This is a genomic window from Shewanella sp. 1180_01, assembly GCF_052850535.1.
Map to the genome: position 1 here is coordinate 1 of NZ_VXCT01000130.1, position 1,673 is coordinate 1,673.

Here is a 1,673-nt window from a genome sequence, read left to right on the forward strand (position 1 = left end):
AGTATCAAAATATATAATTTAGAATCGACAGTTGGGTGTTCTAGCGTATGTAAAAATCCTTTTCACCTTGGCCCTATTACACTAAAAAAGTTAACGAAAGCAATGACAGAACTTACGGGAATAAGCAACTTAATGGATACGCTAAACATAATCACTGACAAAATATCAGCTTATGGGAAAATTAGTCGGTTTTATGGTACAGAAGATAAACTGCTTATCCATGAGGCACATATTATCGATCACATAGGAAGATATAAGAATGTAACAGCGTCAGATTTAGTTGTAGTAACGTATAAGACAAAAGGGGCTATATCGCAGACACTAAATAAATTATTTGACATAGGGTTAATAACTAAAATGTGTCACCCAAATGACAAGAGAAAGCAAATATTAACTCTGTCAGAAAAGGGGCAGATGGTATACGACTTTCACAAGGATAAGGATCAGGTCGCCTATTCTCGATACAAAGATAGACTTCAACATGTCAGTGAAGATGATTTACACACTGCAAATATGATTCTAAGAGCAATATTCAAATTAAATATCTGAAAATCACGTATAACAAGCCAGATGCAAGGATACGTTTAGTATTTTTAGTTTTGCGTGGCGGAGGAACAAGTTACTTTTCCGAATCTAAGCGGCCTGAATTAGATTTCAGGCCTAAATGATAATTGTCCAGGTACGGTTTAGAGTTAAAGGTCCTAAGCGGTTATTGCCCCATTCCGTGTTTTGGCTCGTTAGCTCAATCAAAAATCCCCACACTTGTTGCCCTACAAATTGTTATCTATTTGTTTATGTTTGGTCCTACCGTAAAGCGACTAACAATGTATGGGTATACAGTCGTATTTAAACTTAGATATTAGGGGATGATTTAAGACAATATCAGTGCGCATTAACTCAATCGGCAACAAATAAAATTCTATAAAATCAAGTAACTATAGTAGCTGATTTTTAGTTAATAGGTTTGGAAAACGCGCATACGCGTTTTTCCAGATGGTGTACTTGATAGAAAGCTGATAAGTTCTTTACATACAGATAGTTAACTGTACGCGCTTTCACTGGTCTAACATGATAAATGCGCATGCGCACTAATAAAATGTTAGGACTCAGGAGGATATATCGAAACTTCAACTTATATTTCAGTCATTGCAACTTTTATTGCTTTGCTAGCATTGGTCGTTTCAATTTTACAATTAATGGCTGGAAGAAAACACAATAGATTATCGGTAAGACCTTTCGTCATATCTCATATAGAAAGGGATAAAAATGCGATTCTAATTTATCTTCGTAATGATGGTTTAGGTCCTGCGTTAATTAAGGGGTTCTATGTTAAGTTAGGCAATAAAGAAGTAGTGAATCCTAATAACGATCCTTACAAGAACTGGGTTTTGTCTGGTGGTAGGGAAATCACTAGCTTTGAGTACGAATACTTCATACCAACGGTCAACTCGACTATAAAGGCTAATGACAAAGTACAACTACTTAAAGTTACTTTCGGGAAAGAGGGTGATGAGTTATTAGATTTAGTAGAAGAACAGTTTAGCTTCCGAATTACTTATACATCTATGTATGAAGATAAGTTATGTACTTGGGGTGTGTAAACTCCTAACAAATAAGGATAGGCCGCACGTAGCCGCGACCTTATCCCAAGTGTTGAACAAGCCCGATGTTGA

At 36.0% G+C, this 1,673-nt stretch carries 2 protein-coding genes; both read left to right on the plus strand.

The annotated features are described in order from the left end of the window. Window positions 1–549: MarR family winged helix-turn-helix transcriptional regulator (locus FW758_RS24405; RefSeq protein WP_446446810.1), on the plus strand; the 549-nt coding region annotated here is incomplete at its 5' end. Window positions 550–1,163: 614 nt separating this feature from the next. Then, window positions 1,164–1,601: a hypothetical protein gene (locus FW758_RS24410; RefSeq protein WP_446446811.1), complete on the plus strand. Its 438-nt coding sequence runs from the start codon at window positions 1,164–1,166 to the stop codon at window positions 1,599–1,601. The last annotated feature ends 72 nt before the right edge of the window (window positions 1,602–1,673 follow it).